This is a genomic window from Brevundimonas sp. 357, assembly GCF_003938605.1.
Taxonomy (GTDB): domain Bacteria; phylum Pseudomonadota; class Alphaproteobacteria; order Caulobacterales; family Caulobacteraceae; genus Brevundimonas.
The window spans coordinates 1-26,332 of record NZ_RHWX01000001.1 but is presented as its reverse complement, the minus strand read 5'-3'; the positions used below and the strand labels follow the sequence as shown (position 1 = coordinate 26,332).

The 26,332-nt window shown below is 67.5% G+C and carries 24 protein-coding genes; 14 read left to right on the top strand and 10 right to left on the bottom strand.

The window, feature by feature from the left end:
* Positions 1 to 119: 119 nt before the first annotated feature.
* The gene (locus EGK63_RS00120) at positions 120 to 2,003 is read right to left on the bottom strand and encodes a ribonucleoside-diphosphate reductase subunit alpha (protein WP_125899353.1); all 1,884 of its coding nucleotides are present in this window, start codon (positions 2,001 to 2,003) and stop codon (positions 120 to 122) included.
* A 256-nt stretch (positions 2,004 to 2,259) separates the two neighbouring features.
* Between EGK63_RS00120 and EGK63_RS00115 the strand changes: the two genes are divergently transcribed.
* From EGK63_RS00115 to EGK63_RS00105, 3 genes are all read left to right on the top strand, one after another.
* Positions 2,260 to 2,997, top strand: a complete 738-nt coding sequence (locus EGK63_RS00115) for a phosphatase PAP2 family protein (protein ID WP_125899352.1) — start codon at positions 2,260 to 2,262, stop codon at positions 2,995 to 2,997.
* 113 nt (positions 2,998 to 3,110) lie between these two features.
* The gene (locus EGK63_RS00110; protein ID WP_125899351.1) at positions 3,111 to 4,430 is read left to right on the top strand and encodes an acetyl-CoA hydrolase/transferase family protein; all 1,320 of its coding nucleotides are present in this window, start codon (positions 3,111 to 3,113) and stop codon (positions 4,428 to 4,430) included.
* Positions 4,431 to 4,503: 73 nt separating this feature from the next.
* Complete coding sequence (locus EGK63_RS00105; RefSeq protein ID WP_125899350.1) at positions 4,504 to 6,630, top strand: response regulator; 2,127 nt, start codon at positions 4,504 to 4,506, stop codon at positions 6,628 to 6,630.
* Here EGK63_RS00105 and EGK63_RS00100 read toward each other — a convergent pair.
* A complete protein-coding gene (locus EGK63_RS00100) occupies positions 6,627 to 7,283 on the bottom strand; it encodes a glutathione S-transferase family protein (protein WP_125899349.1) in 657 nt (218 codons plus the stop codon). The genes EGK63_RS00105 and EGK63_RS00100 overlap by 4 nt on opposite strands.
* Before the next feature lie 148 nt (positions 7,284 to 7,431).
* On the opposite strand from EGK63_RS00100, the gene EGK63_RS00095 reads away from it, so the two are divergent.
* Positions 7,432 to 8,478 carry a ribonucleotide-diphosphate reductase subunit beta gene (locus EGK63_RS00095; RefSeq protein WP_125899348.1) on the top strand — a complete coding sequence of 349 codons (1,047 nt, stop codon included), beginning with the start codon at positions 7,432 to 7,434 and terminating at the stop codon, positions 8,476 to 8,478.
* A gap of 72 nt (positions 8,479 to 8,550) precedes the next feature.
* On the opposite strand, the gene EGK63_RS00090 is transcribed toward EGK63_RS00095, so the two are convergent.
* The 3 genes from EGK63_RS00090 to EGK63_RS00080 all read right to left on the bottom strand — a co-directional run bounded on the left by EGK63_RS00090 (position 8,551) and on the right by EGK63_RS00080 (position 11,400).
* A complete protein-coding gene (locus tag EGK63_RS00090; RefSeq protein ID WP_243637507.1) occupies positions 8,551 to 9,063 on the bottom strand; it encodes a cell wall hydrolase in 513 nt (170 codons plus the stop codon).
* A 103-nt stretch (positions 9,064 to 9,166) separates the two neighbouring features.
* The gene (locus EGK63_RS00085; protein ID WP_125899347.1) at positions 9,167 to 10,675 is read right to left on the bottom strand and encodes a sensor histidine kinase; all 1,509 of its coding nucleotides are present in this window, start codon (positions 10,673 to 10,675) and stop codon (positions 9,167 to 9,169) included.
* Positions 10,672 to 11,400 carry a TVP38/TMEM64 family protein gene (locus EGK63_RS00080; RefSeq protein ID WP_125899346.1) on the bottom strand — a complete coding sequence of 243 codons (729 nt, stop codon included), beginning with the start codon at positions 11,398 to 11,400 and terminating at the stop codon, positions 10,672 to 10,674. The genes EGK63_RS00085 and EGK63_RS00080 overlap by 4 nt, the downstream gene beginning before the upstream one ends.
* A gap of 180 nt (positions 11,401 to 11,580) precedes the next feature.
* Between EGK63_RS00080 and rpmH the strand changes: the two genes are divergently transcribed.
* The 6 genes from rpmH to EGK63_RS00050 all read left to right on the top strand — a co-directional run bounded on the left by rpmH (position 11,581) and on the right by EGK63_RS00050 (position 16,321).
* A complete protein-coding gene (gene rpmH / locus EGK63_RS00075) occupies positions 11,581 to 11,715 on the top strand; it encodes a 50S ribosomal protein L34 (RefSeq protein ID WP_003164000.1) in 135 nt (44 codons plus the stop codon).
* 34 nt (positions 11,716 to 11,749) lie between these two features.
* On the top strand, positions 11,750 to 12,190 hold the full coding sequence (gene rnpA, locus EGK63_RS00070) for a ribonuclease P protein component (RefSeq protein WP_125899345.1): 441 nt from the start codon (positions 11,750 to 11,752) through the stop codon (positions 12,188 to 12,190).
* A gap of 5 nt (positions 12,191 to 12,195) precedes the next feature.
* Complete coding sequence (yidC, locus tag EGK63_RS00065) at positions 12,196 to 13,998, top strand: membrane protein insertase YidC (protein WP_125899344.1); 1,803 nt, start codon at positions 12,196 to 12,198, stop codon at positions 13,996 to 13,998.
* A 4-nt stretch (positions 13,999 to 14,002) separates the two neighbouring features.
* Positions 14,003 to 14,671 (top strand): ribosome biogenesis GTP-binding protein YihA/YsxC, encoded by a 669-nt coding sequence (yihA, locus tag EGK63_RS00060; protein ID WP_125899343.1) that lies wholly within the window; start codon positions 14,003 to 14,005, stop codon positions 14,669 to 14,671.
* Between the two features lie 73 nt (positions 14,672 to 14,744).
* Entirely contained in the window at positions 14,745 to 15,254 is a 510-nt protein-coding gene (locus EGK63_RS00055; protein WP_125899342.1) for a DUF3617 family protein, read from the top strand.
* Between the two features lie 71 nt (positions 15,255 to 15,325).
* Positions 15,326 to 16,321 (top strand): LLM class flavin-dependent oxidoreductase, encoded by a 996-nt coding sequence (locus tag EGK63_RS00050; RefSeq protein WP_125899341.1) that lies wholly within the window; start codon positions 15,326 to 15,328, stop codon positions 16,319 to 16,321.
* On the opposite strand, the gene EGK63_RS00045 is transcribed toward EGK63_RS00050, so the two are convergent.
* From EGK63_RS00045 to EGK63_RS00030, 4 genes are read right to left on the bottom strand one after another with little or no spacing between them, the layout of a single operon-like run.
* Positions 16,318 to 16,824 (bottom strand): hypothetical protein, encoded by a 507-nt coding sequence (locus EGK63_RS00045; RefSeq protein ID WP_125899340.1) that lies wholly within the window; start codon positions 16,822 to 16,824, stop codon positions 16,318 to 16,320. The two genes, EGK63_RS00050 and EGK63_RS00045, sit on opposite strands and share 4 nt — an antisense overlap.
* 5 nt (positions 16,825 to 16,829) lie before the next feature.
* Entirely contained in the window at positions 16,830 to 17,978 is a 1,149-nt protein-coding gene (locus tag EGK63_RS00040; RefSeq protein WP_125899339.1) for a polysaccharide biosynthesis/export family protein, read from the bottom strand.
* A gap of 35 nt (positions 17,979 to 18,013) precedes the next feature.
* Entirely contained in the window at positions 18,014 to 19,279 is a 1,266-nt protein-coding gene (locus EGK63_RS00035; RefSeq protein WP_125899338.1) for a glycosyltransferase family 1 protein, read from the bottom strand.
* Entirely contained in the window at positions 19,279 to 20,229 is a 951-nt protein-coding gene (locus EGK63_RS00030) for an SIS domain-containing protein (RefSeq protein ID WP_243637506.1), read from the bottom strand. The genes EGK63_RS00035 and EGK63_RS00030 overlap by 1 nt, the downstream gene beginning before the upstream one ends.
* A 221-nt stretch (positions 20,230 to 20,450) precedes the next feature.
* Between EGK63_RS00030 and otsB the strand changes: the two genes are divergently transcribed.
* The 3 genes from otsB to EGK63_RS00015 are packed head-to-tail and all read left to right on the top strand — an operon-like array spanning position 20,451 to position 24,411.
* Complete coding sequence (otsB, locus tag EGK63_RS00025; protein WP_125899336.1) at positions 20,451 to 21,236, top strand: trehalose-phosphatase; 786 nt, start codon at positions 20,451 to 20,453, stop codon at positions 21,234 to 21,236.
* Positions 21,233 to 23,017, top strand: coding sequence for a glycoside hydrolase family 15 protein (locus EGK63_RS00020; RefSeq protein ID WP_125899335.1), 1,785 nt, complete (start codon positions 21,233 to 21,235; stop codon positions 23,015 to 23,017). Before otsB ends, EGK63_RS00020 begins: the two co-directional genes overlap by 4 nt.
* Positions 23,014 to 24,411: a trehalose-6-phosphate synthase gene (locus EGK63_RS00015; protein WP_125899334.1), complete on the top strand. Its 1,398-nt coding sequence runs from the start codon at positions 23,014 to 23,016 to the stop codon at positions 24,409 to 24,411. The genes EGK63_RS00020 and EGK63_RS00015 overlap by 4 nt, the downstream gene beginning before the upstream one ends.
* A 6-nt stretch (positions 24,412 to 24,417) precedes the next feature.
* On the opposite strand, the gene EGK63_RS00010 is transcribed toward EGK63_RS00015, so the two are convergent.
* The gene (locus tag EGK63_RS00010) at positions 24,418 to 25,323 is read right to left on the bottom strand and encodes an SDR family NAD(P)-dependent oxidoreductase (protein WP_125899333.1); all 906 of its coding nucleotides are present in this window, start codon (positions 25,321 to 25,323) and stop codon (positions 24,418 to 24,420) included.
* A 212-nt stretch (positions 25,324 to 25,535) separates the two neighbouring features.
* Between EGK63_RS00010 and EGK63_RS00005 the strand changes: the two genes are divergently transcribed.
* The coding region (locus tag EGK63_RS00005; RefSeq protein WP_133411902.1) for an outer membrane protein at positions 25,536 to 26,332 on the top strand (797 nt) is incomplete at its 3' end.

The window sequence follows — 26,332 nt, the reverse complement described above, 5'->3', positions numbered from 1 at the left end:
GAACGCCGGGGAACCGCAACGGACTCTTTTACGCCATATTCCTTTATGACGAACGAAACCGCCCGGAGAGGGTTCCCCGGGCGGCTCAAAGGCGATGGCGTTGAGTGTGAGGGCTTGCCTTACTGGCAGGCCAGGCACTCGTCGTAGTCGGTGCGGGCGATGGAGAAGAGGTCCGGCTGGTTCGGATCGATCTCTTCTTCCTTCTTGTCCTCGGCGCCGGCGAAGGCGGCGCGCTGCACCGACTTGGAGCGCAGGTAGTAGAGGGATTTCAGGCCCCGCTCCCACGCCGACCAGTGCAGCATGTGCAGATCCCACTTGTTGACGTCGCCGGGGATGAACAGGTTCAGCGACTGCGCCTGGCAGATGTCGCCGGTGCGGTCGGCGGCCAGTTCGATGACCCAGCGCTGATCCAGCTCGAAGGCGGTCTTGTAGATGGCCTTCTCGTCGTCGCTGAGGGCGTCCAGGTGCTGGACCGAGCCTTCGTTCTCGAGGATCGAAGACCAGACGGCCTCGGTGTCGATGCCTTTTTCGCCCAGCAGATCCTGCAGATAGGGGTTCTTGACCGCGAAGGAGCCCGACAGGGTCTTGTGGGTGTAGATGTTGGCCGGGATCGGCTCGATGCCCGCCGACGCGCCGCCGCAGATGATCGAGATCGAGGCGGTCGGGGCGATGGCCAGCTTGTGGCTGAACCGCTCCATCACGCCGCGATCGGCGGCGTCGGGGCAGGGGCCCTTTTCCTCGGCCAGGGTGCGGCTGGCCTTGTCGGCCTCGCGGCGCAGGTGCTTGAACAGGCGCATGTTCCAGCTCTTGGCCATGGCCGATTCAAAGGCCACGCCCTGCGACTGCAGGAAGGAGTGGAAGCCCATCAGGCCCAGGCCCACCGAACGCTCGCGCTGGGCCGAATAGACGGCGGCGGCCATCGACGACGGGGCGCGGGTGATGAAGTCCTCGAGCACATTGTCGAGGAAGCGCATGATGTCCTCGATGAAGCGGGGCTCTTCGCGCCACTCCAGGAAGGTCTCGGCGTTGACCGACGACAGGCAGCAGACGGCGGTGCGCTCGACGCCCTTATGGTCCAGGCCCGTGTGCAGCATGATTTCAGAGCACAGGTTGGACTGCTTGACCGACAGGCCCAGATCCTTCTGGTGCTGCGGCATCTGCCGGTTCACCGTGTCCGAGAAGATCAGATAGGGCTCGCCCGTCTGCATCCGGATTTCCAGGATCTTGGTCCACAGGTTGCGGGCGTCGACGGTTTTGCGGACCTCGCCGTTCTTGGGCGAGATCAGGTCGAACGGCTTGCCGTCGCGGACCGCCTCCATGAAGGCGTCGGTGATGTTGATGCCGTGGTGCAGGTTCAGCGAGCGGCGGTTGAAGTCGCCCGACGGCTTGCGGATTTCGAGGAACTCCTCGATTTCCGGGTGGTGGATGTCCAGGTAGACGGCGGCCGAGCCGCGACGCAGCGAGCCCTGCGAAATCGCCAGGGTCAGCGAATCCATCACGCGGATGAAGGGGATGATGCCCGAGGTCTGGCCCGCGCCCTTGACCTTCTCGCCGATGGAGCGGACGCCGCCCCAATAGGTGCCGATGCCGCCGCCGTTCGAGGCCAGGGAGACGTTCTCGTTCCAGACGTTCTGGATGCCGTCCAGGCTGTCGTTGACCGAGTTCAGGAAGCAGGAGATCGGCAGGCCGCGATCCGCGCCGCCGTTCGACAGCACCGGCGTCGCCGGCATGAACCACAGCTTCGACATATAGTCATAGACGCGCTGGGCGTGGTCGGCGTCGTCGGCGTAGGCCGTGGCGACGCGGGCGAACATGTCCTGATAGCTTTCGCCCGCCAGCAGGTAACGGTCTTCCAGCGTCTTCTTGCCGAACTCGGTCAGCAGGGCGTCGCGCGTGCGGTCCAGTTTCAGACCGCCGACCACCGTCAGCTCCGGCTTGGTCTCGGACGGAGCCGAGGAAACCGTAGAGAATTCCGTCGTCTGCAACGCTTCGCCGCCTGCCATCGTCAGTCCCCAGTGCCTATGTGGATAACGCCAGATGTTGTGTGGATAACACCTCGACTATCTAAATCTAGTGTTAAGGCGGCGGGGGCGCCAACCAATTTATCGTCTCCGAAGTGTGATTTTTCGCTTGCATGGCGGCGGGTCGGTACGGGGCGGGCGTTGCGATCCCGCTGTGATGTAGAAATGGCGGCGATGACGCCCCGGCGGGCTCGGAAAATCGGCGGGAACGAGACACTAGCTTGGCCGTTAGCGCCCCATGGCCCCGCATCCCACCGCCTTCCTGACCCGCGCCCTGCGCGTCGCCCGCACGGAGATCGCCGCCGTGGCGGCCATGCTGGTGGTCGCCCTGGGGGTGCTGACCTTCATCGAGGTGGCCGACGACATGCGCGAGGCTGACGGACAGGCCTTCGACCATGCGGTTCTGGCGGCGGTGCGGCCCTTCGCCGATGATCCGGGGCGGCCCTGGGGGCCGTGGTGGCTGCACGAGGCGGCGGCGGATCTGACCTCGCTCGGCGGCATATCGGTGCTGACCCTGTTCGCCGTCATCGCCATCGGCTTTCTGCTCATCATGGGCAAGCGGCTGTCGGCGCTGATGCTGGTCGTCGGCCTGGCGGGCGGGGTGGCCCTGAGCGAAGGCCTGAAGGCCCTGTTCGAGCGCGAACGGCCGCCCGAGATCTATCAGGCGGTGGACACGCTGAACGCCAGCTTCCCCTCGGGCCACGCCCTGCTGTCGACCGTCTTCTACCTGACGCTGGGCGTCATGCTGACGCGCGCCTTTCCGCGCAAGCGGCTGAAGGCCTACGTCCTGGGCTGCGCGGTGGTGATCGCCCTTCTGATCGGGCTGACGCGAATCTACCTGGGCGCGCACTGGGCGTCTGACGTGTTCGCGGGCTGGAGCGTGGGCGCCGCCTGGTCGATGGCCCTGTGGCTGGTCGCCTACGCCGCCGAACGCCGCCAGCGCCTGCACGACGCGCCCTTGCAGGACGCGCCCTAGGTTAGACCAAGGTCTAGCGCCGCGACCGGGCGCGGCTGTCGGATAGTGGTCCCAGAAGCCGTCGCCGCGCAGCGACGGACGCCCCTTCAGGACGACGCTTCAGGAGTTTCCCCGTGACCGATTTCGCCGCCCTCTACGCCGAACGCCTGACGACGCCCGCAGCGGCGGCGGCCCTGATCCCGTCAGGCGCCAAGGTCGCCATGGCCCTGGGCGTCGGCCAGCCGCCCGCCCTGCTGAAGGCCCTGGCCGACCGGGCCGAGGCGCGGCAGGTGGGGGACGTCGACCTCTACTATCTGCTGTCCACCGCCATCGCGGGCGAGACGGTGATGCGCTACGAACTGACCGACCGCATCCGTCCGTACAGCCTGTTCCACGGCGCCATCGAGCGGAAGCTGGAGGCGCGCGGGATCGAAGAGGGCCGCCGCGCCGTCTGGTTCGTGCCGACCGGCTTTCAGCAGACGCCGCGCGTGCTGACGCGCGAGATCGGTGTCGACACCTTGCTGGCGACCGTCTCGCCGATGGACGCCGAGGGCTATTTCAGCCTGGGGACCAACACCGACTACGCCCTGGCCGTGTCGAAGACGGCGCAGCGGGTGATCCTCGAGGTCAATCCGCACATGCCGCGCGTGTTCGGCGACTGCCGCGTCCATGTTTCTCAGGTCGCGGCCCTGGTCGAGCATGCGGCGCCCCTGCTGGAGGCGGGCAAGGCGCCGCAGCAGCCGCAGGATCTGGCCATCGGCGCCCTGATCGCCGAGATGGTCGAGGACGGCGCGACCCTGCAGATGGGCATCGGCGCCTTGCCGGACGCGGTGTGCGCGGCCCTTCATGACCATCGCGACCTAGGCATCCACACCGAGATGCTGACGCCCGGTCTGGTCGAACTGATGCAGGCGGGCGTCGTCACCAATGCGCGCAAGACCCTGCATCCGGGCAAGACGGTCTTCACCTTTTCGATGGGGAACCGCTCGACCTATGAGTTCCTGCACGAGAACCCGGCCTTTGAAGCCCGCCCCGTCGACTATGTGAACGACCCCGCCGTCATCGCCCGCAACGCCAGGATGATCTCGGTCAACGCCACCTTGCAGATCGACCTGTTCGGCGCCTGCTGCTCGGAACATCTGAACGGGCGGCAATATACGGCGTCGGGCGGCCAACTGGATTTCGTGCGCGGCGCGGCGGCGTCCGAGGGCGGCAAGTCGATCATCGCCTGCCACTCGACCGCGGCGAAGGGGGCGGCCTCGCGCATCGTGGCGCGGCTGGACGGTCCGGTGACGACCCCGCGCAACGACATTCACTATGTCGTCACCGAGCATGGAGCGGCCAATCTGAAGGGGCTGACCGACGACGCCCGCGCTCGCGCCCTGATCGATCTGGCCGCGCCCGAGTTCCGTGAGGGGCTGGAGCGCGAGGCGAGGGCGATGGGGCTGCTCTGACGCGCTTCGGGGGAGATTTCCTTAACTTCTTCCGGGAGAAGCTGGCGACCAACCGGGGAGGGTGAAGACAGCAATGCAGGCACGCTGGCGGATGTTTCGTCATGCGGCCGGCCGCGAGGCCGGCCCTCCGGCGGCGGCCTATGTCGTCCTGTTCGTCCTGTGCCTGCTGATCGGCCAATGGAGCGCGGCGACCTACAGCGCCGTGATCGTCTGGCCCGCCAACGGCGTGCTTCTGGCGGCCTATCTGCTGCTTCCTCGACGCAAGGCGACGGCGACCCTGCTGGTCTGCCTCGGATTGAACCTGGTCAGCGCGGTGTTGAGAGGGGATTCCCAGCCCTTCGTGTGGCTGAACCCCCTGCTGAATCTGGGTCAGGTCTTGATCGCGGGCGTGCTGGCGCGTCGACTGTGCGGCGCGGCGCTGGATCTGCGGCGCCCGCGCCGCTTCCTGTGTTTCGCCCTGGGCGCCGTCGCGCCGGCGGTGTTCCTGACCACTACCCTCTCCTGCCTCCTGGCGGCGTGGCTGCGCGACTATGCGCCGGAACTGACGGCTTTCATCTGGACGCACCTGTTCATGATGGAGGCGCTGGGCTTGCTGATCGTCACGCCCAATCTGTTGTTCCTGGCGCGGGCCCGAAGGTTCCGCGACGAGGCGACCGCCCCCTGGCTCGCGCTGGGCATGACCGGGCTGACGGCGGCGATGGTCTTCTGGGTTTTCAGCCAGCCGAGTTCGCTGCTGTTTCTCATCTTTCCGCCGCTGATGCTGGCGGCCTATCGTCTGTCGCCGCCGTGGATGGCCGCGACGATCCTGGTGTCCGTCGGGATCAGCTGCATTCTGACGCTGGAGGGATACGGTCCCGTCGCCGCCGCGCCGGTGGCGGAGGTCGCGGCCCTGGCCCAGCTGCCCCTGCGGCTGCGGCAGATGCCGCTGTACCATGTCTTCCTGATGGTGCTGGTCCTGACCTCCCTGCCGCTCAGCGCCCTGATGGCGGAGCGTCGGGCCGGCGTCGCGCGGCTGGCGCGGCGCACCGCCCTGGCCTTGAAGCAACGGCGTCGGGCTGAGGCCGCCGCCGCCGCCAAGGCGCGGTTCCTGGCGGTTATGAGCCATGAGATGCGCACCCCGCTGAACGGCGTCTGCGGCTACGCCGACCTGTTGTCTCAGCGCGACGACCTGACGGAGGAGGCGCAGACCTACGTCGAGGCGGTTCGTCAGGCGGGGGAGGAGATGCGGCGACTGGTCGAGGATGTTCTGGACGCCTCGGCCGGGGATGATGCGGTGCGGGCCGAACCCTTCGATGCGACAGGCCTGATCCGCGACCTTTGCGCCCCGGCGGCGGTCGCCGCCCGCGCCAAGGGGGTGGCGTTCGAGCTGAAGCTAGACGCGCCGGACATGGCCTTGCGCATGGGCGATCCGCGTCGGCTGGCCTCGGCCCTGAGGCATCTTCTGTCCAATGCGGTCAAGTTCACCGAGAGAGGCCGGATCGAGCTGGAGGCCCGACTGGACGCCGAAGGCCTGACCCTGACGGTGCGGGACACGGGGCCGGGAATCGCACCGGACCTGGAGCCGGCGCTGTTCGACCTATTCCAACTGGGCGACGATTCCCTGAACCGGCGGCACGGGGGGGCGGGGCTGGGCCTGCCCGCCGCGCGTCGCCACGCCCGCGCCATGGGTGGAGACGTGGTTCTAGGCGAAACGTCGGAGCAGGGCTCGGTATTCATTCTGGCCGTGCGACTGGACGCGGGCGCGGGCGCGGGCGCGGGCGAGAGCGACGGTGCGGCGGAGGCGGCGGCGCCTGCGTCCTCCGACGGGCAGGTCACGCGCGTTCTCGTGGTGGACGACCATCCGACCAACCGCCTGATGTTGCGGATCATGATGGAGGCGGCCGGGTGCCGGGTGGTCGATGCGGCGGATGGGCTACAGGCCGTCGAACAGGCATCGGCCGAGGCGTTCGACCTGATCCTGATGGACGTGAGGATGCCGCGCCTGAACGGGCTGGAGGCGACGCAGATGATTCGCAGCGGCGGTTCGGCTTCATCGCTGGCGGCGGTGCTGGCGGTGACGGCCGACGCCATGCCTGAGGACGCCGTGCGCTGTCTCGGCGCGGGCATGGACGGCCATCTGGCCAAGCCGATCACCCATGAACGGCTCTACGCCGCCGTGGACCAGGCGTTCCGCGCGGCGCACGCGCGTCTGGCGGCCTAGCCCTCCCAGCCGTCGTCGAAGGGAAACCGCTCGGCCCAGAACGGCTGAAGCGCGGGCAGGGCGTCGATGCGGCGCACGACCTCGCCCATGCCCGGCGCCTCGGCGTAGAAGCGGCGACGCTGCGGCGTCCAGCGACTGGCGACGGCGACGTAGAGGTCCAGCACCGTCATCTCCTCGCCCAGCAGGAAGCGCCCGGGCGTGATCTGGGCGTCCATCATCCGCCAGCAGTCGGCGATGCGCTCGACGGTGCGTCGCTGGATCTCGACCTGGGCCTGAGGATTGTCGCCGCCGAGACGGGACGGTTCGTCGCGCACCCAGAACATCGAATAGACGGCGGCGGGGATGAAGCTCATCCAGCGCAGGAACTGCGCCCGGCGTGGATCGTCCAGGGCGGGCGAGAGTTGCGCCTGCGGGTGGGAATCGGCCAGCCAGATCAGGATGGCGGCGCTTTCGGTGATGATCTCGCCGCCCGGCGTGACCAGGGCTGGCACCTGGCGCATCGGATTGACCTGCGCCACCTTGTCCCGCTCGGCCTCGCCCTCCCAGGTCGCGGCCTCGATGACCTGATAGTCCAGTCCAATCAGCCGCAGCGTCGCCTCGACCGGGGTCGAGCCCGAACCGGCTGCGCCGTAAAGCGTGAAAACCATCCCCATCTTCCTCCCCAGTTTCCTGTCATGGAAACACCATATCTAGCGGTCGGGTGAAAAGTGATCGCTAGATATGCGCATCTTCCCTTGTCCCCGCGCGTCGGTGGACGCATGGTGAACGCACCTTCTCCGGATTCGCCCCAGGTCTTCTTCGATGAACGCTCCCGCCACGATCATTCGTCCCGGCACGCCCGGCCTGCTGACCCCCTCGGCCGCCTACAAGCCCTTCCGCTATCCGTGGGCCTTCGACATGTGGAAGAAGCAGCAGCAGGTCCACTGGATGCCCGAGGAAGTCCCGATGGGCGAGGACGTCAAGGACTGGGCCGCCAATCTAAACGACGGCGAGCGCAACCTGCTGACCCAGATCTTCCGCTTCTTCACCCAGGCGGACATCGAGGTGCAGGACAACTACATGGAGCGCTACGGCCGGGTGTTCAAACCGACCGAGGTGAAGATGATGCTGGCCGCCTTCGCCAATATGGAGACCATCCATATCGCGGCCTACGCCCTGCTGCTCGAAACCATCGGCATGCCCGAGAGCGAGTTCGGCGCCTTCATGGAATACGAGGCCATGAAGGACAAGCATGACTACATGGGCCAGTTCGGGGTCGACACCGACGCCGACATCTGCCGGACCCTGGCCATGTTCGGGGGCTTCTCGGAGGGGCTGCAGCTGTTCGCCAGCTTCGCCATGCTGATGAACTTCCCGCGCCAGTCCAAGATGAAGGGCATGGGTCAGATCGTGTCGTGGTCGGTGCGCGACGAGAGCCTGCACTGCGAAGGCATCATCAAGCTGTACCACGCCTTCAACAAGGAGACGGGCGCCGTCACCAAGGCCGTGGCCGACGACATCGTCGACTGCTGCAAGACGGTGATCGAAATGGAGGACAAGTTCATCGACCTGGCCTTCGAAATGGGCCCGGTGAACGGCATGACGCCGAACGACATCAAGGCCTACATCCGCTTCATCGCCGACTGGCGCCTGCGCCAGCTGCACCTGCCGGAAGTCTATGGCGTGACGGAAAACCCGCTGCCGTGGCTGCAGGCCCTGCTGTCGGGCGTCGAACACGCCAACTTCTTTGAGGCGCGCGCCACCGAATACTCCAAGGCCGCGACGCAAGGCGCCTGGCACGGCGCCGACGGCGTCTGGGACAGCTTCGACAACATGATGAAACGCCGCACGGAATCCGCAGAGGCCTGATCCGGTCGCCGAGCGACATGAACAAAGGGCGCCCCGACGCAGGTCGGCGGCGTCCTTTGCTTGTCTGAAGCCTCAGTTCGGCGTCTTGCGGCCTGCGTTGCAGCGCGCCGTGTCGCCGCGCTCGCAGGCGGCGGCGGTGGCGCGCCAGTCGGCCATGTCGCGCTCATAGCGGGCCTGGGCCTCGTCGGCGGCGCGCAGGTCCGCCTCGTGACGTTCGCGATCGGCGCGCGCCTGGGCCTCGATCTGATCCACCTCGGCCTGCCAGCGGCGCTGGGCTTCGGCCTGGGCGGACTGATTGGCGCGGTCTTCATTTTCGGCCAGGTCGTTCTGGGCCACGATCTCGGCGTTCAGGGCCTGGGTCTGGCGCAACTCGTCGGGGTCTTGAGCCGAATCCGGCGCGCGATGATAGCGCTCGCCCTTGGACAGCAGCATTTCGGCCACGGGATCTTTCGGCGCCGGTTGCGGACGGGTCTGGCTCTGGGCGTAGGCGGAGCCGACCGTCAGCGAGACGGCCAGGGTCGTGGTCAGCATCAGCGCCGCCAGAGGACGGATGGGGCGGGTTTGCGAGGACAGTGGGCGGGTCATGGGGCTCTCCTTGCAGGGGAGGATGAGAAAGACCGCAAGCTTGGCGCTTTCGGCTTTCAGAGGAAACAACGTCTGGCGCGGCGTAAGGCTGCCGTGCGGCGTCCTACAGCGGCAGCAGAAGCTCGAAACGCGTGCCTTGCGGTCCGGTGTCCAGCAGAGTCAGGGCGCCGCCGTGGTTGGCCGCCAGCTCGCGCGAAATGGTCAGGCCCAGGCCCGTGCCGTCGGCCCCGCCGCCGCTGACGAAGGGCTCGAACAGACGATCGGCCAGACGCGGCGGGATGCCGGGGCCGTCGTCGCGCACGCCGATGGCGGCCATGCCGTCGCGGGCCTCGGCGCTGACCGTGATCGAGCCCTTGCCCTTGCCTGCGGCGTGGCTTTCCGGCGCGGCCTCGATGGCCTGGCGGGCGTTGCGCATCAGATTGACCAGGATGCGATGAAGCTGGTCCGGGTCGGCGTTGACGGTGAAGCGGGCGGGCAGGTCGCGCACCAGCCGCACGCCGTCCGGCTCCAGCCCCGCGTCCTCGGCGGCGGCGGCCACCGCGCGGGCCAGCAGCATCTTCTGAAGTTGGGGCGCCGGCTCCTCGGTCTTGCCGTAGGCCAGGACGTTGCGCGCCAGGGTCGAGGCCCGGTCCAGCGCCCGCTCCAGCCGGGGCAGGGCCGTCGCCACCAGAGGATCGGACGAGGTCGACAGCCGCTCGGACGCCATCTGGGCCGAGGTCAGCATGTTGCGCAGGTCGTGGTTGATCTTGGCCACCGCCTCGCCCAGCGCGGCCAGGCGGGCGCGCGAGCGCAGGGACTGGCGCACCTCCTCCTGCATGCGGGCCAGTTCGCGTTCGACCCGGCCGATCTCGTCCTGACGGTCCGAGGGCGTTTCGGCCGGGCTTTCCGGATTGGCGGCGAAACGCTCGATCGAGCGGGTGACGCGGCGCAGGGGCTGCAGCACCAGCATCGACAGGGAGGCGTAGAGCAGGCCGCCCGCCACCGCCGCGATCAGCAGCGACATCATCAGGCTGTTGACCAGGAAGCCCTCCAGCTCCTTCTTCAGCGGCTGGGCCGGGGCCAGGATCTCGACCAGATCGCCCGAGCGATAGCGCGGCGCCGCCTGCACCCGCAGCGAACGGTCGGGGTGGCCGAACAGGGTCTTCCACGGGTCCAGCAGCCGCGCCCCGACGTTGCGCTGGCGCAGGTCGATCAGTTCGGGCGCGCGCGGCAGGTTGGGGGCTTGCAGCAGCAGGCGCCGCACCCCCTGTTCGCCGATGACGACCGACTGCACCCCGCCGATGCTCAGCAACTGTTCGGCGGTGGAGTCCTCGACGGCGGAATAGGGCAGGGCCTCGACCCCGACCGAGGCCAGCTCAGCCGCCTGCAGCCGGTCCATCAGCCACCGCTCCTGGAAGGAGGCGGCGCTGGGCACGATGATCAGGGCGGCGACCGCCAGGGTGAAGGCGACGGTCAGCAGCAGCAGGCGGCTGGACAGGCCGTCGGGCGCGCGGGGTTGCAGCCGCTGGCGCAGGACGTTCCACGGGGCGGGGCGCGTCGCAGGCGGCCTGGCGGCCGTCGCGGGGGACAGGGGCGTCTGCACGTCGGTCGGAAGGGCCTCGCGTTCCGTCATGACGCCTCCATGCGGGGGCGGGCGCGCAGCTTCTGGGCCAGCTTGAGCAGCAGGGGCAGCAGCATGGACAGGAAGGCTACCCCCATCAGAGGCCAGAAGAATTCCGCGAACAGGCTCCGAATGTCAGGATTCGGGTCCGTGACCAGAACGTCGTGCAGGCTATCGCCGATCCAGCAATAGATGGTGTGCGCGGGCAACAGGCCGATGAAGGTGGCGACGACATAGGGCCGCAGCGGCGCGGCCATCACGCCCGCCGCCACATTGATCATGTGGAAGGGCACGGTGACGACCAGGCGCGCGACCAGCACATACCAGAAGGTGTTCTTGTCCACTCCGGCGCAGACCTTGTTCAGCAGACCCGTATCGGCGGCGGCGCGGCGGCGCAGGGAATCGCCCAGGGCGGTGCGCCCCACATAATAGACGGCCAGGGCGCCGACGGTGGCGGCGAAGGCTGTGGCGACGCCGCCGACCCACGGCCCGAACAGATAGCCCGCCGTCACGGTGATGAAGACCACGCCCGGCACCACGCTGGCCGTCAGCAGGGCGAAGATCAGCATCAGGGCGCCCAGCATCAGCAGATAGTGCTGGGCGGTCAGGGCCTCCAGCGCCGTTCCATGCTCGCGCAGGGTGTCCAGCGACAGGTAGCGATTCCAGCCCATGCCGAAGATCAGGGCGACGGCGGCCAGCAGCAGGGCCAGGGGCAGAAATCTTTTGACCCGGTCCAAGCCGCGCTCCGTCCTCTTCTTCCTGACATCCTTAGCGTATTTCCAGACGCCGTGCGCCCCTGTCGGCGATGTGGAAAAGCCGCTTCGGCGTTGACTCTCGTCCTGCCGCCGCTTATACGCCCGCCTCTCTCGCGGCTGACGCTTGTGTCTGTCGCCAACCCCAGTAACCCGGAGCCGACCGTGAAGCGGACCTATCAGCCGTCGCGACTCGTGCGCAAGCGCCGTCACGGCTTCCGTTCGCGGATGGCCACCAAGAACGGTCAAAAGATTGTCGCGCGTCGCCGCGCCAAAGGCCGTAAGCGCCTGACGGCCTGACGTCACGCGCCCATTACCCTTCAGGGCGGGGCGCATGACCGATCTGATGAAAATCGATCGCCTATTGAGGCGGCCCCAGTTTCTGGCGGCCGCCAAAGGCGTTTCTCAGGCCCGCGGCGCCGTGGTGGTCCAGCAACTGGATCGCGGCGACGGCGACCCTTCGGTGCGCCTGGGATTCACCGCCACCCGCAAGATCGGCGGCGCCGTCGTGCGCAACCGCGCCAAGCGGCGTCTGCGCGAGGCCGCCCGGCTGCTGACGCCCCTGCACGGGCGGGCGGGATGCGACTATGTGTTCATCGCCCGCATGGGCACGGCGGACCGCGACTGGGACCGCTTGCTTGACGATGTGAAATCGGCCCTTACAAGGCTCGCAACCCCGCGCGCGGCTCCCGATATGGGAGACCGGGCCGTTTCGCCCGCCCAGATATCGAACCGCGCCGCCCCCGACCCGCGCCCCGCCGACCAGGACCGCTGATCCCGATGCAGAACGAGAACTCGCGCAACACCATCATCTTCTTCGTGTGCGCGGCCCTGATCATGGGCGTCTACTACTTCATGGTGATGCGCCCGCAGGCCGAGAGCCGCCGTCAGGCGCAGATCGTCGCCGCCGAGCAGCAGAAGGCGCGCGAGGCCTCGGCCGACGCCGGCCTGACGCCGTCGGGCGCCGCGCCGGGCGTCTTCATCAAGGACCGCGCCCAGGCTCTGGGCACGGTCGCGCGGGTGCCGATCCAGACCCCGACCCTGAAGGGTTCGCTGTCGCTGCAGGGCGCGCGCATCGACGACCTGTACCTGACGAACTACAAGGAAACGCTGGACAAGAATTCGCCGCCGGTCGAGCTGTTCCGCCCGCAGGGCATGGAGCACGCCTATTTCGCCCAGTTCGGCTGGAGCGGCCCGAACGTCGCCGGCGGCGTGCCCGGCCCCAACACCGTCTGGCGCCTGACCAAGGGTTCGACCCTGACGCCGACCACCCCGGTCGAACTGACCTGGGACAACGGCTCGGGCCTGCGCTTCACGCGCGTCGTCTCGATCGACGAGCAGTATATGTTCACGGTCAAGGACACGGTCGCCAACCTGGGAACCCAGGCCATCGCCATCGCCCCCTACGGCCGCGTCGAGCGCCAGGGCGTTCCGGTCGACCTGGGCAAGCAGATGATCCTGCACGAAGGCGCCATCGGCACCTTCGGCGACGAGGACGGCTATTCGACCGAACAGGTCAAGTACAAGGACTGGGCCAAGAAGCCGCGCATCGAGAACCAGTCGACCGGCGGCTGGCTGGGCATCACCGACAAATACTGGCTGGCGGCCCTGATCCCCACCCAGGACGAGACCATCGAGGGCCGCTTCTCGGTGCGCGACGCCAACGGGATGAACATCCACGAAGCCGCCATGCTGGGCGCCACCCACACCATCCAGCCGGGCCGCCAGATCGAGGAGACCCAGCGTCTGTTCGCCGGCGCCAAGCGCGCCGAGGTGCTGAAGGCCTATGAGCAGTCGCTGAACCTGCCGCGCTTCGTCTACGCCATCGACTGGGGCATGTTCTGGTTCCTGACGCGCCCGATCTTTACCGTGGTGGAGTTCTTCTACGGCGTCCTGGGCAACTTCGGCCTGGCCATCCTGGCCCTGACGGTGGTGGTCAAGCTGATCCTCTTTCCGCTGGCCAACAAGTCGTACGAGAGCCTGTCGAAGATGCGGAACCTCCAGCCCAAGATGGAGGAGATCAAGAAGAAGCACGGCTCCGAACCGCAGAAGCAGCAGCAGGAAATGATGGCCCTCTATCAGCGGGAGAAGATCAATCCGCTGGCGGGCTGTCTGCCGATGGTGGTGCAGATCCCGGTCTTCTACGCCCTGTACAAGGTGCTGTTCGTGACCATCGAAATGCGTCACGCGCCCTTCTTCGGCTGGATCCGCGACCTGTCGGCGCGCGACCCTTCGACGGTGTGGAACCTGTTCGGCGCCATTCCGTGGGATCCGGCGACCCTGCCGCTTCTGGGCGGCATTCTGAACGGCCCGCTGCATCTGGGCGTGCTGCCGCTGGTCTATGGCTTCACCATGTGGCTGCAGATGGCGATGAACCCGCCGGCGCAGGATCCGATGCAGCGTCAGATCTTCGCCCTGATGCCGATCGTCTTCACCTTCATCATGGCCCCGTTCGCGGCCGGCCTGCTGATCTATTGGGCGTGGAACAACGTGCTGTCGATCATCCAGCAGTATGTGATCATGCACCGCTTCAAGGCCGAAAACCCGATCGACACCTTCCTCGCCCGCTTCAAGAAGGCCTGATCGATTGGACGCTTCTGACGAGCCCAAGGTCGGTGAGTATTCGGACGCCGAGGTCGAGGCGGCGCGCGTCCTGTTCGCGCGCCAGGCCAGCTTCGTCCTGGGCTGCGCCAAGATCGAGCAGCTGCCGACCCCGGATCTGCCCGAGATCGCCTTCGCCGGGCGCTCCAACGTGGGCAAGTCCAGCCTGATCAACGGCCTGGTCGGCATGCACAAGCTAGCCAGGGCCTCGAACGAGCCGGGCCGCACGCGCGAGGTCAACTTCTTCGACCTGGACGGGCGGATGCGTCTGGTCGACCTGCCCGGTTACGGCTGGGCCAAGGCGTCCAAGACCACGGTCAAGAAGTTCCAGGATCTGGGCCGCGACTATCTGCGCGGTCGGGTGACGCTGAAGCGCGTCTATCTGCTGATCGACGCCCGTCACGGGCTGAAGAAGGTGGATGACGAGGCGCTGAACGCCCTCGACCTGTCGGCCGTCTCCTATCAGATCGTCCTGACTAAGGCCGATAAGCTGAAGAAGGGCGAGGCGGAGAAGGTCCAGGCGGCGACGCTGAAGGCCATCTCCAAGCGCCCGGCCGCCTATCCGCACGTCGCCGTCACCTCGTCGGAAAAGGGCTTCGGCCTGCCCGAGCTGCGCGCCGAGATCATGCGCACCACGGGCGTCGTCCTCGACTGAATCTCACATCCGCGTGAACCGTTAAGCCGGAACGGCGTTGTCCCCTCGGTTCTTAACGAGAGGGGAGCGCTCCATGCGTTCAGCGATTATCGGCGGCGTCGCCGTCGCCTGCCTGCTGGGTCTGTCGGCCTGCGGAAACAGCAACAAGGCCGAAACCCCGGCCGCTGACGGGGCTGAGACCGCCTCGACGGCCGCCGCGCCGGCGACGCTCGATGCGCCCAAGCCGGGCCTGTGGCGCGTGTCCACGACCATGGAAGGCATGTCGGGCGGCGCCGCCGTGCCGCCGCAGGAAATCTGCATCAAGGAAGCCAAGCTGGAGGCCCCGGCCAGCGCCCAGCAGCCGGGCGCCGACTGTACGACCCAGCCGTTCGCGCGTCAGGGCGACGCCATGGTCGCCGCCTCGTCCTGCACCCTGCCGGGCAATATGAAGGCGGATTCCACCATCCGCGTGACCGGCGATTTCAACAGCCGCTACGTCACCGAGGTCACGACCAAGATGGACCCGGCGCCGACGCCGCAGATGGCCCAGACCAAGGTTACCATGACCGCCGAGCGCATCGGCGACTGCCCCGCCGGTCAGTAAGCGCCCGCCCATAGACGATTGATCGTCACGGCCGGTATGGCGTCGCTGGAAAGCGGCCCCATATCGGTCGGATGATCCCTCTGTCCATTCTCGACCTCGCCCCCGTGCCGGAAGGCTCCGACGTGGGCCAGGCGCTCGCCAACACCATCGATCTGGCCCGCCATGCCGAGCGGCTGGGCTACGGCCGCTACTGGCTGGCCGAGCACCACAACATGCCGGGCATCGCCAGCGCCGCGACCTCGGTCGTCATCGGCGCGGTGGCGGCGGCGACGAAGACCATCCGCGTCGGCGCCGGCGGGGTCATGCTGCCCAACCACGCCCCCCTGGTCATCGCCGAGCAGTTCGGCACCCTGAACGCGCTCCACCCCGGCCGGATCGACCTGGGCCTGGGCCGCGCGCCTGGATCGGACCAGGCGACGGCGCGGGCGCTGCGCCGCACGCTTCAGGGCGATCACGACGCCTTCCCTCAGGACGTGATGGAGCTGATGCAGTGGTTCGCGCCTGCGACGCCGGATCAGCGCATCATCGCCAATCCGGGCGAGGGGCAGGCCGTGCCGGTCTGGATCCTCGGCTCCTCGACCTACGGCGCCCAACTGGCGGCGCACCTGGGCCTGCCCTACGCCTTCGCCAGCCATTTCGCGCCGGGCGAGATGATGCGGGCCCTCGACATCTATCGTCAGACCTTCCGTGCGTCGCCGCATCTTGCGAAGCCCTACGTCATGCTGGGCTACAACGCCTTTGTGGCCGACACGGATGAGGCGGCGCGCCTGCTGTTCACCTCGGTCCAGCAGGCCTTCGTCAACCTGAGGACCGGCCGTCCCGGCAAGCTGCCGCCGCCGGTCGAGGGTTATTACGAACGATTGGACGGCGCGGCGCGCGGCATGATCGACGCCGCCCTGGCCTGTTCGGCGGTGGGCGCGCCCGCGACGGCCAAGGCCGCCCTCGACGCCTTCATCGCCCAGACCGGGGCGGACGAGCTGATGCTGACCAGCCAGATCTGGGATCCGGCCGCCCGCGTGCGCTCTCTCGAGCTGCTCGCCGCGGCGACCGGACTGGCGTCCGCCTAGCGGCTGCTGGCGAGCGGTTGGAACAGCAGGGGAGAGGCGGCGCTCTCGGCGTCCAGGCGACGCCAGGCGGCGCCCAGGCGGATGGCGTCGGCCAAATCCTGCGGCGTTATGGGTTCGGCGTCGGTTAATCTCTGACGCAGGCCGCGACAGGCCGCCAGAACGGCGGAGGCGTGTCGCACCTCTGGGATCGCAGAGAGGGCGCCTATGCCGTCCAGCGAGGCAAAGCGCCAGCCTTCTTCGGACGGCGCAGCCTGGATCATCGCCCATTTTTCGGCAGGGCTGAGTTGATCGGCCAGTTTCTCCCAGGCGCCGTTCTCACCTTGTCGGCGATACTGACCCCACTGGGCGGGCAGATTATGGCGGTCATAGACGTCGCACGCGGCCGCCTCTATGGCGGCGATTTCCCCAAGCAGGCTGTCCACGCCGTCCGGCACGGCGTCACGAAGCGCGACAGCCTGCTCGCTGCCCGGGGCGTCGCGACGGCGTCCGAAGCGGCTCAGCATCGCCTTTAGTTTAGGCTCAGATTGCCGGTGACCGAGACGTCATAGACGACGCGGGTGATGCTCTGGACCACTTCGAAGAATTTGCGCATCTCGGCCGCGCCTGCGCGCGGCGTATAGATGAGGTCGTCTGATTGCATCTGGAAGTTGCTGGCGATGAAGAAGCCTTCGCCCTCATTCAGGTTCAGGCGATAGACCACCGGCACGCCGCGCGAGGTGACGGGCTGCTGGATGCCCAGCGCCTGGGCCACTTCCGGCCGTTCGAAGCGAAAGATCAGCACCGAACGGGCGTTGGCGATGTTGGAATCCAGACCGCCGACGCCGCTGAGCGCCTCGGCCAGGGTCAGCGGGCCGGGCGGAAGTTCGCTGCGCGCCACGGCGTTGAAGGCGCCGAAGGAGCTGAAACGGCGGGGCTTATAGACCAGGTTGACCTGATCGCCGCGTTGCAGGCGCACATTCTCGTTGAACTCGGTCGTGACGATCGACATGGGAGCCGTATAGACCTTGCCGTCACGCTGGATACGCACGTCGATGTCGTGAAGCGAGCGCGACGGGCCGCCGGCGGCGGCGATGACGTCGAGAATGCGGTCGCTGTTGGCCGACAGAGGCTGACGACCCGGGTTGCGGACGTCGCCCAGCACGGTGACGGCGTTGGAGGCGTTGCCGGCGATGGTGACGATCACCTGCGGATTGGCGACCTTGCCGGTCAGGGCGCGGCGCACGACCGCCGAGGCCTGCGACGGGGTCAGTCCTTGTACGGGCACTTCGCCGGCGAAGGGGATGGGAACGGCGCCGTTGCGGTTGACCATCAGCGGCGGCAGGGTCTGGTTGCCGCTGCTGGCGCCGTCGCGTGACGAGCCGCCGCCGAACAGGCTGCCGCCAGGCTCGAAGATGCTGACGGCGAGGGTGTCGCCGACGCCGATCACGTCCGTAGGCGCGTCGCTGGAAGCCAGAGCCAGGGTCGAGAAGGACGGCGGGGGCGCGGCCTTCAGGCGTTCGCTCAGCGCAAAGTCCAGGTCGACCAGCGCGTAGTCGCCCGTCCGTTCCGGGGTGGACGAGCCTTGAACCACGTTGCGGCCGGACGGCCCGTCGCGGGGCAGGGTCGAGCACCCGGCCAGAAGGGCGACGATGAGCAGGCTGGCGGCGGTTCTGGTCATGGGGCCTCTGTTCAATTTCATCAGATGCTTACCCTTCAGGCGGTCGCGCCGCCAGAGGCAGACAGCACCCGTTTCTGGACGACATCGAAATGCTGGTCCCAGTTGGGCGCGGAATAGGGCGGCGCGACGGGCGGGTTGCGCGTCCAGTTCTCAAGCGCGGCCAGCCATCCCAGGCCGTCCAGCGGATCGATGAGACGGGCGTGCGGCACCAGTTCGCGGTGAGCGGCGATGTCGGAGGCGATGAGGGGCACGCCCATGGCGCTGGCCTCAACGGCGGGCAGGTCGAAGCCTTCGACCGATGACGGCGCGACCATGGCCCGCGCGCCTCGCATCAGAGCCGAAAGGGCGCAGTCGGGCAGGTTTTCGGCCTGATGCACGAGGCCGCGCAGATTGGGCGAGCGTTGCAGGTGATCCAGCACGGCCTCGTTTTCCCAGCCGTAACGACCGACCAGGACCAGTCGCGGCGTCTCGGCGCCCATCGTCTCCTGAAGCCGTCGCCAGACCGTCAGCAGGAAGGCCAGGTTCTTGCGCGCCTCGATCGTGCCGACGTGCAGGAAGTAGGGGCGGGCGGGGGCGATCGTGGTGCGGCTGTCGAAGGTGCGCTCCAGCCCCAGGTGCGCGACGTCGATCGGCGGGGCGGCGATGTTCGACTGGTCGGCGAAGCTTTTCAGCTCGTCGGCCGTGTACTGGGAATTGACGATGATCCGCGAGGCGTGACGCAACACGTTGGTCATTCGTCGCTCATGTTTCAGCCCGTCGCCGGGACGGCAGAACTCCGGGTGGGTCACGGGGATCAGATCATGAACCATGATGATCCGCTCAATGCCTCCACCAGCCAGGGCGGTGAGGATGTCCGGCGTGTTCAGACTCGTATGTCCGACATTGATGTAGGCGCGCGCCGACGGGGGGGCGGCGATGCGACGCGACCTGAAATACTGCTTCCAGATCCGCTTCGGCTTGGTCTTGGGCGGGGCCTGTTCTTCGGGCGCGCGCCCTATGATCGAGACGCTGTCGTCCGGCGAACGCAGGGCGTCGAACAGCTTGCGGGCTTCTGGTCCGAGTTCGGTCACGGCGCCGGGCCCCGTCCAGCGCGTCCGCAGTTCAGCGAGCCGCTCGCGGAACCAGTCATTGTCCACCCGCGCCAGTTGGTCCTTGCGCGCCCGTACGGGCGTCATCCGATAGGTCGGGTGCTCGATCAGCCATTCGGCATAGGCGAGACAGACCCGGTCCACGCCGGTCGGGGCGCTACGCTCGGTCCGGCTGAGCAACCGGCTGGCGTCGAAGAGGACATCCTCGACCATCAGGAGACGTAGCCCGCCTGCATCAGCTCGGCGATGTGGATGATGGCGACCGGGCGACGATCCTCGAGCACGAACAGATTGCTGATCTTGTTGGCCGTCAGCAGATCGACGACGTCGCTCATGCGCGCCTCGGGATCGACGGTGATCGGGCTGCGGCTCATGATGTTCTCGGCGTGCAGGGCCGAGATGTCGTTGGCGAAGGCGCGGCGCACGTCGCCGTCGGTGATGATGCCGGCCAGGGCGCCGTCGGCGGCCAGGACGGCGACCGCGCCCTTGCGGCCTTCCGTGATCGCCGAGACGACGGCGCCGAAGCCGGCGTCTAGCGGCACGCTGGCCGGGGCGGCGGCGTTGTCGCCCATCCATTCGCGCACGGTCTGCAGGCTCATGCCCAGGGCGCCGCCGGGGTGGTGCAGGCCGAAATCTTCCCGGGTGAAGCCGCGTCGGTCCATCAGCACCATGGCCAAGGCGTCGCCCATGGCCAGGGACATCAGCGTCGAGGTCGTGGGCGCCAGGCCGTTGGGGCAGGCCTCGGCCACCTTGGGCATGGTCAGGCAGACGGCGGAGTGACGGCCCAGGAAGCTCTGCGGACGCTGGGTGACGCCGATCACCGGAATGCCGTTGCGTGCGCAAAAGATCAGCGGGTCGCGCAGTTCGCGGCTTTCGCCCGAGTTGGACAACGCCAACAGGGTGGTGTCGGGGCGCAGCATCCCCAGGTCGCCGTGACTCATCTCGGCCGGGTGGACGAAGAAGGAGTTGGTTCCGGTCGAGGCCAGGGTGGCGGCGATCTTGCCGCCGATGTGGCCCGACTTGCCCATGCCCGTCACCACGACATAGCCGGGCCGCGACAGGATGATGTCCGCCGCCCGCGCGATCGAGGAATCCAGCGAACGTTCCAGCGCTTCCAGAGCTTCTATGTTCAGACGCACGACTTCGCGCGCTCGATCAGACATGGCCGCGAGTTGTTCAGGAGAGGAAGGAACGGAAAAAGCAGTCATGACGGCTCCAGGCGCCGGGGCCGCTTCTGCGGCTCTTCGTAGCGCAGTGGCAAATGCCTCATTCGAGAGTTCGGCACAATGGCGTCGCAGCGGGTGAATGAACGATGAATAGCGACAACCATTATGGTCGTCATGCGTTGCCATATGTTCCACGCACAGAAAGCAACTTGAAACGCATGTCTTTTGCACAGGGGTTTGCGCGCCCCGCACTGCCTGCGCCGCCGATCCGTCTGAACGGAGCGGCGCTTTTCCTTGATCTGGATGGGGTTCTCGCCCCGCTGGCGCCGACGCCGGACGCCGTAGGGCCGGAGCCGCGCCGCACCCGCACCGTCGCGCGGCTGACCCACGCCCTGGGCGGTCGGGTGGCGGTGGTCAGCGGCCGCACCCTGGCCGAGATCGACCGTATCGTCGACGGGGCGGCGCGGGCAGCCTCGGGCGTGCATGGTTTGCAGCGTCGCCGCGCAGACGGCGTGCTGAGCGCCCGCGACCCTGCGCCTTCGGTGAAGGCGGCGCTGGCCGCCTTCCACGACTTCGCCGAGGCGCGGCCCGGCGTCCTGGTCGAGGACAAGGGTCTGTCGGCGGGGCTGCATTTCCGTCAGGCGCCGAGCCAGGCCGACGCGGCCCTGGCCCTGGCGACCGCCCTGGCGGACGAAACCGGCCTGGCGCTTCAGCCGGGGTCGATGGTGCTGGAGCTCAAGACGCCCGGCGCCGACAAGGGCACGGCCGTCGCCGCCTTCATGTCCGAGGCGCCCTTCGCCGGCGCCATGCCCGTCATGGTCGGCGACGACCTGACCGACGAGGCGGGTTTCCGGGCGGCGGAAGCTTTGGGCGGTTTCGGCGTCCTGGTCGGGCCTGAGCGGCCGACGGCGGCCCGTTATCGGCTCGAAAACGTGGAGACGGTGCTCGACTGGCTCGGCGCTCTGGCCGCGGCGGCCGCAGAGGAGAAGGAGGCGCGCGCATGACGCCCAACCTGGATCTGGCTCCCATCGGCAATTGTTCGGTCAGCGCACTGGTCGATCGGCAGGGGCGGTTCGTCTGGGCCTGCGCTCCGCGCATCGACGGCGATCCCGTCTTTTCGGCCCTGATGGACGGGGCCTCGCCGGAACACGGCTTCTGGGCGGTGGAGCTTGAGGGGCTGGTCGCGGTCGAGCAGGCCTATGTCCGCAACACCGCCGTCCTGCGCACCGTGCTGACGGCCGGAGACGGAGCAGCGGTTGAGATCCTGGATTTCTGTCCACGGCATCTCAAGCACTCGCGCATCTATAGGCCGATCGCCTTCGGGCGCGTGGTGCGGCCCCTGTCGGGGGCGCCGCGCGTCACCATGCGCCTGCGCCCGTCGGCCGATTGGGGCGCGCGGGCGGCGGAGCGCACCTCGGGCTCCAACCATATCCGCTATCTGTGCAGCGACGTGACCCTGCGCCTGACCACCAACTGCCCGGTCAGCCATGTGCTGGATGAACGGACCTTCCGGCTGGAAGAGGAGATGGCCTTCTTCCTCGGCCCGGACGAAGGCTATGACCAGTCGGTGCTGGCGGGCGTCAACGCGGCGCTGGACCAGACGATCGTCCACTGGAAGCACTGGACCCGCACCCTCTATCTGCCGCTGGACTGGCAGGAGGCGGTGATCCGCGCCGCCATCACCCTGAAGCTGTGCGTCTATGAAGAGACGGGCGCCATCGTCGCCGCCATGACGACCTCCGTGCCCGAGTTCCCTGAGAGCGGGCGCAACTGGGACTATCGCTACTGCTGGATCCGCGACGCCTATTATACGGTGCGGGCGCTGAACCGGCTGGGCGCGGTGGACATTCTGGAGAGCTATCTCGGCTATCTGCGCAATCTGGTCGATGACGCGGCGGGCGGCCATGTCCAGCCGGTCTATGGCGTAGGGCTGGAGCCCGCCATCGTCGAGCGCGTCGTCGATACGGTCGAGGGCTATCGCGGCATGAAGCCGGTGCGCGTCGGCAACCAGGCGCACGAGCATCTTCAGCACGACGTTTACGGTCAGATCGTCCTGCCTCTGGTTCAGGCCTTCTTCGACCAGCGCCTGCTGCGGCCCGGCACGATCGAGGACTTCCGCGCCCTGGAGACCGTCGGCGACCGCGCCTTCGCCCTGCACGATCAGGTCGACGCCGGCCTGTGGGAGTTCCGCACCATCGCGCGGGTGCACACCTATTCCTCGGTCATGTGCTGGGCGGCCTGCGACCGCCTGGCCAAGGCGGCGCATCACCTGGGGCTGGACGATCGGCGCGAGTTCTGGCGCGAGCGCGCCCGCATTATCCGCGAGCGCATCGAGGCCGAGGCCTATCTGCCGGACGAGGGCCGCTTCGCCGCCAGCTTCGGCGGGACCGAGTTGGACGCCTCCCTGCTGCAGATGACCGACCTGGGTTTCCTCGACGCCCGCGACCCGCGCCAGGTGAAGACCTTCGAGGCGGTCGAGCGAGACCTGAAGCGCGGCCCCTATCTGTTCCGCTATATCCATCCCGATGACTTCGGCGAGCCGGAGACGGCCTTCAACTTCTGCACCTTCTGGTACATCGAGGCCCTGCACCTGAACAGCCGCACCGAAGAGGCGCGGGTGATCTTCGAGGAGATGCTCAGCCGCCGCACCCATGCGGGCCTGCTCAGCGAGGACATCTCGATCCAGGACGGCGAACTGTGGGGCAACTACCCGCAGACCTATTCGCTGGTGGGCATCATCAACTGCGCGGTTCTGCTCAGTCGGTCGTGGACGGACGCGCGATGAGCCGGTTGATTGTCGTCTCCAACCGCGTTTCGGCGCCCAAGGATCCGGCGGCGGGGTCGGCCGGCGGCTTGGCCATGGCGCTGTCGGCGGCCCTGCGGAAATACGACGGCCTGTGGTTCGGCTGGTCCGGCGAGACGGTCGAGCATTTCACCGGCGAGCTGAACATCGAGGACCGCGCAGGCGTCACCGTCGCCACCGTTGATCTGGAGCCGCAGGACGTCGACGAATATTACAACGGCTACGCCAACAAGACGCTGTGGCCGCTGTTCCATCACCGCGTCGACCTGACGGCCTATGAACGGTCCTATGGCGAAGGATATGAGCGCACCAACCGCCGCTTCGCCGAAGTGTTGCAGCCGTTGCTCCAGCCCGACGACGTCATCTGGATCCACGACTATCACATGATCCCCATGGCGCGGGATCTGCGCCGCCTGGGGGTGAAGAACCGCATCGGCTTCTTCCTGCACACGCCCTGGCCGGCGCGGCAGTTGCTGGTGACGCTGCCGCATCACCGACGGCTGGTGGAATCGATGTTCCATTTTGATCTGCTGGGCTTTCAGACCCGCGAGTGGATGGAATTGTTCCAGCGCTATGTAGAGGTCGAAGCCAAGGGGCGGATCGGGGAGGAAGGTCGTGTTCACGCCTTCGGCCGCAGCGTTCAGGTCGGGGTCTTTCCTATCGGCATTGACGTGGACGGCTTTCTGGCGGCTCGCGATTCCTTGCTGGGTCAGAAGACCTATGACCGCATGTCGGCCTCGGCCGCCTTCCGCGCCATGATCGTGGGCGTGGATCGGCTCGACTACTCGAAGGGATTGGAGCAGAGGCTGCTCGGCTATGAGCAGTTCCTGGAGGACAATCCCGCCATGCGCGGCGACGTCTTCCTGTTGCAGGTGACGCCGATCTCCCGCGATGACGTCGACACCTACCAGGACATGCGGGGGCGGCTGGAGGCTCTGGCCGGACGCGTCAACGGCGCTTATGCCGACATGGATTGGCAGCCGATCCGCTATCTGAACCGCACCTATCGACGGGATCAGCTGGCGGGCATTTATCGCGCCGCTCGGGCGGGGCTGGTGACGCCGCTGCGCGACGGCATGAACCTGGTGGCCAAGGAATACGTCGCGGCCCAGGATCCCGAGGATCCCGGCGTGCTGATCCTGTCGCGCTTCGCTGGGGCGGCCGAGCAGATGGGCGAGGCCCTGCTGGTCAATCCGTTCAGCCGCGAGGAACTGTCGGACGCCATCCGCAAGGCTCTGACCATGCCTCTGGAAGAGCGTATCCGAAAGTGGAAGGCGCTGATGCAGGTGGTGCGCGACACCGACGTCGCCCATTGGCGCGACCGTTACGTGAAAGCGTTGATGGCCGCGCCGCTGTCGATGGCAGGCCCGTCCTAGGGCATTTCAGCCCTCATGGGCGCGCATGGCCTTGTTCAACTCGATCATGCCCTGGGCGGCGCCCATCTCCGGTACGATTTCGGCCGTCCGGTCCGAAATGGCGTCGAACCGGGTGGCGACCTGTTCGGCGGCGTCCTCGCCGATGATGAAGTCGCCCTGGGTCAGGGTGACATAGGCGCGCTCGAACCCGCCGGCGCCGGCGGCCAGGATGACGCGGGTCGGGGCGTCGCGACTGACTAGATGCAACAGCCCTGGCGTGACCAGTTCGGGCGCCAGGGCCTCCAGCGGCAGTCCCTGCAGGTCTTCGGTCATGCGGGTGTGTGCGGTCGGGGCCAGGCAGTTGACGCGAATTTCGTTCTTGGCGCCCTCGATCGACAGGGTCTGCATCAGCCCCACCAGCGCCATTTTCGCCGCGCCGTAATTCGACTGGCCGAAATTGCCGAAAAGGCCGGAAGACGACGTCGTCATGACGATCCGGCCGTAATTCTGCGCACGCATGACGTCCCAGACAGCCTTGGTGCAGTTCACCGCCCCCATCAGGTGGACGTCCACGACGAGGCGAAAATCCTCCAGCTCCATCTTGGCGAAGCTCTTGTCGCGCAGGATGCCGGCGTTGTTCACCAGAATGTCGATCCGGCCCCAGGCGGCCATGGTTTCGGCGACCATGGCCTGGACCGCCGCCGCGTCCGTGACGGAGGCGTCGTTGGCGACGGCCTCGCCGCCAAACGCCCGGATCTCCCCGACCACGGCCTCGGCGGCGCTGGCGGAGCCGCCGCTGCCGTCACGGGCGCCGCCTAGGTCGTTGACCACCACCCTGGCCCCGCGTCGCGCCAGGGCCAGGGCGTGCTGGCGCCCCAGTCCGCCGCCCGCGCCAGTCACGATCGCCACCTGTCCGTCGAAGCGCATGCTCATGTTCGGTTCATTCCCCATTCATGCTCGCCGCTACAGTGAAGCCCTATTGTCCGGCTTGCGACGGCGACTGACCCTTATGTTGAAACGGCGCCACAGTCGCCACATTCAACGCTAGGCGAGGGAACCGCTGCACTGCAACGTCGTTCGGCTTTCGAGCGCCGGCGCGGTGAAAATGTGTCGGGTATCGGATCAACTATGAGTGTGAGGACACCATGAAGCTGAAACTTCTGGCTAGTGTCGCCGCCGCGGGCCTGTTTGCAGCAGGCGCTGCCTCGGCTGAGCCGGACGGCTGGTACGGCGCGATCGACGCCGGTTACCACATCATCGACGACATCAATACGGAAGCGTCGACGAACGGCCACAACTGGAACTGGGAAGTGAACGACGGCTGGGCGGCTTTTGCTCGTCTGGGCTACCGCTTCAACCCGAACTGGCGCGTCGAGCTCGAAGGCGGCTACCGCTCGGGCGACATCGGCAAGGTGCGCGCCGTCTCGGGCCCGCAAGGCCTGTGCAACCTGACGCCGGCCACCGGCCCGTGCCACTCGCCGGAAGGCGACATCACGTCGACGACGCTGATGGCCAACGTGCTGTACGACTTCGGTTCGCCGGAATGGACCATCCGTCCGTTCGTCGGCCTGGGCGTCGGTGTGAACCGCGTCAACGTCGACACCGTCGGCCGCCTGCGCCAGACGCCGGCTGTGAACTTCGAAGCGGATGATCGCTCCTACAAATTCGCCGCTCAGGCGCTGGCTGGCCTGGCCTGGTCCATCTCGGACCGCGCCAACGTCGACCTGACCTATCGTTACCTGACGGGCGACGCTGAGTTCGATACTTCCGTGTCGGGTGCGGGCGCTGTGCCGTTCGGTTCGATGTCGGGCGACTACGACCAGTCGCACACCGTGACGCTGGGCCTGCGCTATGCGTTCGGCGCCGAGCCGGCGGCTCCGCCGCCGCCGCCCCCGCCGCCGCCGCCGCCCGGGCCGCTCCAGCGTCGTGTTGGACACGATCA